The 6,130-nt window shown below is 72.3% G+C and carries 2 protein-coding genes and 1 pseudogene; all 3 read left to right on the top strand.

Features of this window, described 5'->3' with window-relative positions; genetic code table 11:
• Positions 1–58: 58 nt before the first annotated feature.
• On the top strand, positions 59–3,592 hold the full coding sequence (gene mfd, locus FV242_RS32225; RefSeq protein WP_147941773.1) for a transcription-repair coupling factor: 3,534 nt from the start codon (positions 59–61) through the stop codon (positions 3,590–3,592).
• 218 nt (positions 3,593–3,810) lie between these two features.
• The gene (locus FV242_RS32220; RefSeq protein WP_147941772.1) at positions 3,811–5,130 is read left to right on the top strand and encodes an MFS transporter; all 1,320 of its coding nucleotides are present in this window, start codon (positions 3,811–3,813) and stop codon (positions 5,128–5,130) included.
• A gap of 277 nt (positions 5,131–5,407) precedes the next feature.
• A pseudogene (locus FV242_RS32215) lies at positions 5,408–6,130 on the top strand (hypothetical protein); the annotation flags it as partial.

Raw genomic sequence — 6,130 nt, 5'->3', positions numbered from 1 at the left:
GAAGCCCCCTGCCCCGGCCGCCAAGCCGGCTGCCAAGCCGCAGGCCGCGCGCTTCGCCCTGCCGAAGTCCTCGGCGCTCGCGCAGGTGCTGGACGCGCTCAAGCGCGGCGACAGCCCGGTCCTGGCGAACGCCCCGGAGGGGTTCGACGCGCTTGCGGTGGCCGACCTCGCCCGGGCGCTGGCGCCCACCGTCGACGCCCCCGCGGTGCTGGTCCACGTGGCGCGCGATTCCGGGCGCTCGGCGGCGTTCCAATCGGCGCTCGGCTTCGTCGCGCCCGAGATGGACGTGATGAACCTGCCGGCCTGGGACTGCCAGCCCTACGACCGGGTCTCGCCGACCACGGCCACCGCCGCCGCCCGGATGACCGCGCTGGCCCGCCTGGCCCGGACCCGCTCGGCCGAGGACCGCCCGCGCATCCTCTGCACCACGGTCAACGCGCTGGTGCAGCGGGTGCCGCCCCGGGGCCACATCGCCAAGGAGGCGTTCTCGGCCGCGATCGGCAACGTCGTGGCGATGGACGACGTGGTCGCCTGGGTCGAGGCCAACGGGTTCCTGCGCACCGGGACGGTGCGGGACACGGGCGAGTACGCGGTGCGCGGCGGCATCCTCGACCTGTCGCCGCCGGGCCTGCCGGTGCCGATCCGCCTCGACTTCTTCGGCGACACGCTGGAATCGATCCGCGCCTTCGATCCGGAGACCCAGCGCACCACCGGCCAGCTGCGCTCGCTCGACCTGATGCCGATGAGCGAGGTCCAGCTCACCACCGAGACGATCCGGCGCTTCCGCCAGGGCTACATCCAGAGCTTCGGCGCGGCGACCCGCGACGACCGGCTCTACGAGACCGTGAGCGAGGGCCGCCGCTATGCCGGCCTCGAGCACTGGATGCCGCTGTTCTACGACGGGCTCGACACGCTGTTCGACTATCTCGGCGGCGTGCCGCTGGTGTTCGACCCGCAGGTCGAGGACGCCGCCGCCGAGCGGATCAGCCTCGTGCAGGATTACTACCAAGCCCGCGAGGGCGCGATGAAGACGCCCCAGTCCGGCGTCGCCCCCTATAAGCCGCTGCCGCCGCGCGCCCTCTACCTGACCCCGAACGAGTTCAAGGAGCGGATCGCGACCGCGACCGTGGCCCGGCTGACCCCGTTCGCGCAGCCGGATTCCCCCGAGCGCGCGGTGATCGATTGCGGCGCCAAGGCCGGACGCACCTTCGCCCCGGAGCGCGCGAACGAGAGCGCCAGCGTGTTCGACGCGGCGGTGGCCCATATCCGCGACCTCCAGGGATCCGGTCATCACGTGATCCTGGGATCCTGGTCCGACGGCTCCCGCGACCGGCTCTGCGGCGTGCTCACCGACCACGGCCTGAGGAAGCCCGTGGCGATCACCCGCCTGTCGGACGTCTACGCGCTCAAGCGCGGCGCCGATTCCGCCGTGGCGGTCTGGGGCCTGGAGGCGGGCTTCACGGTGGGCGAGCTCGCCGTGGTCTCCGAGGGCGACATCCTGGGCGACCGGCTGGTGCGCCAGAAGCGCAAGGCCAAGCGGCCCCAGGACGTGATCCTGGAGGTGCAGGCGCTGCAGCCCGGCGACCTCGTGGTCCATGCCGACCACGGCATCGGCCGGTTCTCCGGCCTGAAGACGATCCACGCCGCCGGCGCGCCGCACGATTGCCTGGAGCTGAGCTACACCGGCGGCCTGCTGCTGCTGCCGGTGGAGAATATCGAACTCCTGACCCGCTACGGCTCGGAGGATTCGGAGGTCGCCCTGGACCGGCTCGGCGGCGGGGCCTGGCAGGCCCGCAAGGCCAAGATGAAGCGCCGCATCCTCGAGATGGCGGGCGAGCTGATCAAGGTCGCGGCCCAGCGCTTCGTCCGGAAGGCCCCGGTCCTCAAGGCGCCGGAGGGGCTCTACGGCGAGTTCGCCGCCCGCTTCCCGTTCGAGGAGACCGAGGACCAGGCCAACGCCATCGACGCGGTGCTGGACGACCTCAATGCCGGGCGGCCGATGGACCGGCTGGTCTGCGGCGATGTCGGCTTCGGCAAGACCGAGGTGGCGTTGCGCGGCGCCTTCGCGGCGGCGATCGCCGGCAAGCAGGTGGCGGTGATCGTGCCGACCACCCTGCTCGCCCGCCAGCACTTCCGGACCTTCACCGAGCGCTTCAAGGGCCTGCCGATCCAGATCGCCCAGCTGTCCCGGTTCGTCTCGGCCGGGGACATGAAGCAGACCCGGGCCGGCCTGATCGCCGGCACGGTGGACATCGTGGTCGGCACCCACGCGCTGCTGGCGAAGACCATCGCGTTCAAGGATCTCGGCCTGATCATCGTCGACGAGGAGCAGCATTTCGGCGTCGCCCACAAGGAGCGGTTGAAGGCGCTCCAGGCGGATGTCCACGTGCTGACGCTCTCGGCGACCCCGATCCCGCGCACGCTCCAGCTCGCCATGACCGGCGTGCGCGAGCTGTCGATCATCGCGACGCCCCCGGTGGACCGGCTGGTGGTGCGCACCTTCGTGACCCCGTTCGACCCGCTGACGATCCGGGAGGCGCTGCTGCGCGAGCGTTACCGCGGCGGCCAGTCGTTCTATGTCGTGCCCAGAATCGAAGATCTGGCGGACGTGAAGAAATTCCTCGACGCCGAGATGCCGGAGATCAAGGTCGCGATCGCCCACGGCCAGATGGCGGCGGGCCAGCTCGAGGACGTGATGACCGCGTTCTACGAGGACAAGTTCGACGTGCTGCTCTCGACCACCATCGTCGAATCCGGCCTCGACATCCCCACCGCCAACACGCTGATCGTCCACCGGGCCGACATGTTCGGCCTGGCCCAGCTCTACCAGCTGCGCGGCCGCGTCGGCCGCTCGAAGGCCCGGGCCTACGCGCTGTTCACCACCCCGGCCAACCGCCAGCTCACGACCCAGGCCGAGCAGCGGCTCAAGGTGCTGCAGACCCTCGACACGCTGGGCGCCGGCTTCCAGCTGGCCAGCCACGACCTCGACATCCGCGGCGCCGGCAACCTCCTAGGCGACGCCCAGTCCGGCCACATCAAGGAGGTCGGCTACGAACTCTACCAGCAGATGCTGGAGGACGCGGTCACGGCGCTCAAGGCCGGCATCGAGGACGTGCCCGAGGAGGCGTGGTCGCCGACCATCGCGCTCGGCGCCCCGGTGACCATCCCGGAGACCTATGTCGAGGATCTCGGGGCGCGGCTGTCCCTCTACCGCCGGCTCGCCACCCTCCAGGACGATGCCGAGATGGAGAGCTTCGGGGCCGAGATGATCGACCGGTTCGGGCCTCTGCCGCCGGAGGTGGAGCAGCTCCTCAAGATCGGCACGATCAAGATCCTGTGCCTCAAGGCCAACGTCGAGAAGGTCGAGGCCGGCCCGAAGGGCGTGGTCGTCCACTTCCGGGACAAATCCTACGCCAACCCGCAGGGGCTGGTGGCGTTCGTGGCCGAGCAGGCCTCCTTCGCCAAGGTGCGGCCCGACATGAGCGTCGTGTTCGTGCGCGAGCTGACCACGATCCCGGCCCGGCTCAAGACCGCCACGGAGGTGCTGCGCAGCCTGGTGAAGATCGCCGAGCGGGTGAAGAAGGCGGCGTGAGGGGCGGGGTGGGGACAAGGGCTCCGCCAACGATCCCCCTCACCGTGAGGTGAGCGTGCAGCGGGTCTCGAACGAGGCCGCCAGCCGGCCCCGCGCTCCCGGGGCCCCTCCTTCGAGGGCTCCGGGCGCTTCAGGCTGAGGTGGCGGGTGGGACCGTCGCGTGTTGCGCCTCCCGCCCATCTCTGCTCTCACCGTCGCGAACCCCAGGAGACGCGTGGATGGCAAACCCGGCGCAGGCCACCGGTGCGTCCGGCCCGGCCAAGTCCGAAACGAACGCCTTCCTGACGCCCCTGTTCACCGACCGGCGGGTCGGGGCGGTGCTGGGGCTGGGCTTCGCGCAGGGCATCCCGTTCCTGCTCGTCTACGCGACGCAGTCGGCGTGGCTCGTCCAGGCCAAGGTGCCGCTGGCGACGATCGGCCTGATGAGCGAGCTGACCATCGCGTACAAGCTCAAGTTCCTCTGGGCGCCGTTCCTCGACCGGCACGACGCGCCCCTGCTCGGGCGCTGGCTCGGGCGGCGGCGGGGCTGGATCGTCGCCACGCAGATCCTGGTGGCGCTGGCGCTCGCCGGGGTGGCGTTCGGCGATCCGGCGCATTGGCTCGGCTGGACGGTGGCGTTCTCCCTGGCGCTTGGGGTGGCGGGCGCGACCCAGGACGTGGTGATCGACGGCTGGCGCATCACCGCGGCGCCGCCCGAGCGGCAGGCGCTGATGTCGTCCTGGTCGGAGATCGGCTACCGGGTCGGCAACCTCGCGGCCGGCGCCGGCGCCCTCTACCTGTCCGACGCCTACGGCTGGCGCACCGCCTACCTGTGCATGGCGGTGCTGCTCGCCCCCGGCACGATCGCGGCGCTGCTGGCCCCCGAGCCCCCCGCCGCGCCGCTGCCGCCCGGCGGCTTCGTCGAGACCGTCTGGGCGCCGATCCGCGACCTGCTGGCCCGCCTCGGGCCCCTGGCGGTGCCGGTGCTCGCTCTGGTGGCGGGCTTCCGGATGCCCGGCTACGTGTCGAGCACCATGGCGATCCCGCTGTTCAAGACGCTGGGCTACACCAACACCGACATCGCCACGGTGACCAAGCTGTTCGGCTTCTGGATCGCGCTGGGCGGCACCTTCCTGGCGAGCGCGATCATCCCGCGGATCGGCATGATGGCGAGCCTGCTGATCGGCACCGTGGTCGCCTCCGCGTCGCATCTCGCGCTGGCCTACCTCGCTTGGCACGGCGGCCATGGCGGGGCGGCGTTCTGGACCTTCGCGGTGACGGTCGGGATCGACGGCTTCGCCTACGCCTTCGCGTCGATCGTGCTGATCACCTACATGTCCCGGCTCGCGGCCACCGAGCACGCGGCCAGCCAGTACGCCCTGCTGACCTCGCTCTGCGCCCTGCCGGGCAGCCTGCTCGCCGGGCTGTCGGGATTCGTCATCGAGCAGACCGGCTTCACGTGGTTCTTCGTCGGCACCTCGCTGATCGGCGTGCCGGTGGCGCTGCTGTGCCTCCTGGTGGCGCGCCGCCACGGGCCCATGGAGGCGCCGGCCGGGTGACGGCCCGCGGACGCGTGCGCGATCTCCACAGTCTTCGCGCGCCGGCGACCGGTTTTCGGGGCGCGTGTGCGGTGTTCCGCACGCCGTCCGAGCGTGTTCCAGGGCGGTGCGTCCGACGTCGCCGGCTCTTTAGCCAAGATTAACCACGCCGAGGCCTAATGGGCTGGACGGTTGATGTCCTCCCCAGACGGGCAGCCCAGGCCACGTGCGCGGAAAAAGCCTCCGCGGGCGAACGGCGACGGCTGCCATACGGGGAAGCGCGTACGCGAGTTCCCGCATGGCCCAGGTTGCGTATTCCCGACCCGCGTACCGCGACGCGGCCCCTCTCCTGGCCTCCGTGCCGGCGCCCTACCCGCGCCTCGTCTATGAGGCGGCCTACGCGCCCCCGGGCCGGGCCCCCTACCCGAGCGCCATGCGGCGCGCCCGCCGCCGCGCCCGGCTGACGGCGCTGATCTCGCTGGCCGCCCTGTCCATGGCCGGCTGGACCGTGCTGACCCTGCCGCACGGCCTGCCGACCACTTGGTCGACCGCTTGGCCGACCACCCGGAGCGAGACCGCCCCTGCCGCCGAGGCACAGCCCGCCCCCGCATCCCGGCCCGCGCCGCGGCCGAGCATTGCCTGGATGCTCGATCCCAGCCCGGCGCTCGGCTCCGGCGCCGCCACCGCTTTCGGGGCGCCGCCCCCGGCCGCGTCCTTCCAGGTCGCGGTGGCCGAGCCGTCCCCGGCGGTCCGGGAGATCGCCCAGAAGGTCGCCCGCAAGGTGGTCCAGGCCCGGATGGCGTCCGCCGAGCCGGCCCCGATTCCCGTCGTTCAGGCCCCGATCACGCAGGCCGCCGCCGCGCCGTCCAGGGCGCCGGTCCGGATCGCCGCCGCCGAGCCGCCGCCCGCCGCCCGCGTGCCCAATCTCGTCCCCTTACCGGTCGCCCGGCCGTCCGAATTGCGGCGCCCGGCCGCGGTGGCCGCGGTGGCCGCGATGGCCCCGGCGCCCCGGGTGGCGGCC

This window comes from Methylobacterium sp. WL64, assembly GCF_008039945.1.
GTDB lineage: Bacteria > Pseudomonadota > Alphaproteobacteria > Rhizobiales > Beijerinckiaceae > Methylobacterium.
This window is presented reverse-complemented; position numbering and strand designations above follow the sequence as displayed.

What these genes read in the sequence shown, in the direction of transcription:
- FV242_RS32220 (WP_147941772.1), top strand. Translation starts at nt 3,811, where the DNA reads ATGGCAAACCCGGCGCAGGCCACCGGTGCGTCCGGCCCGGCCAAGTCC.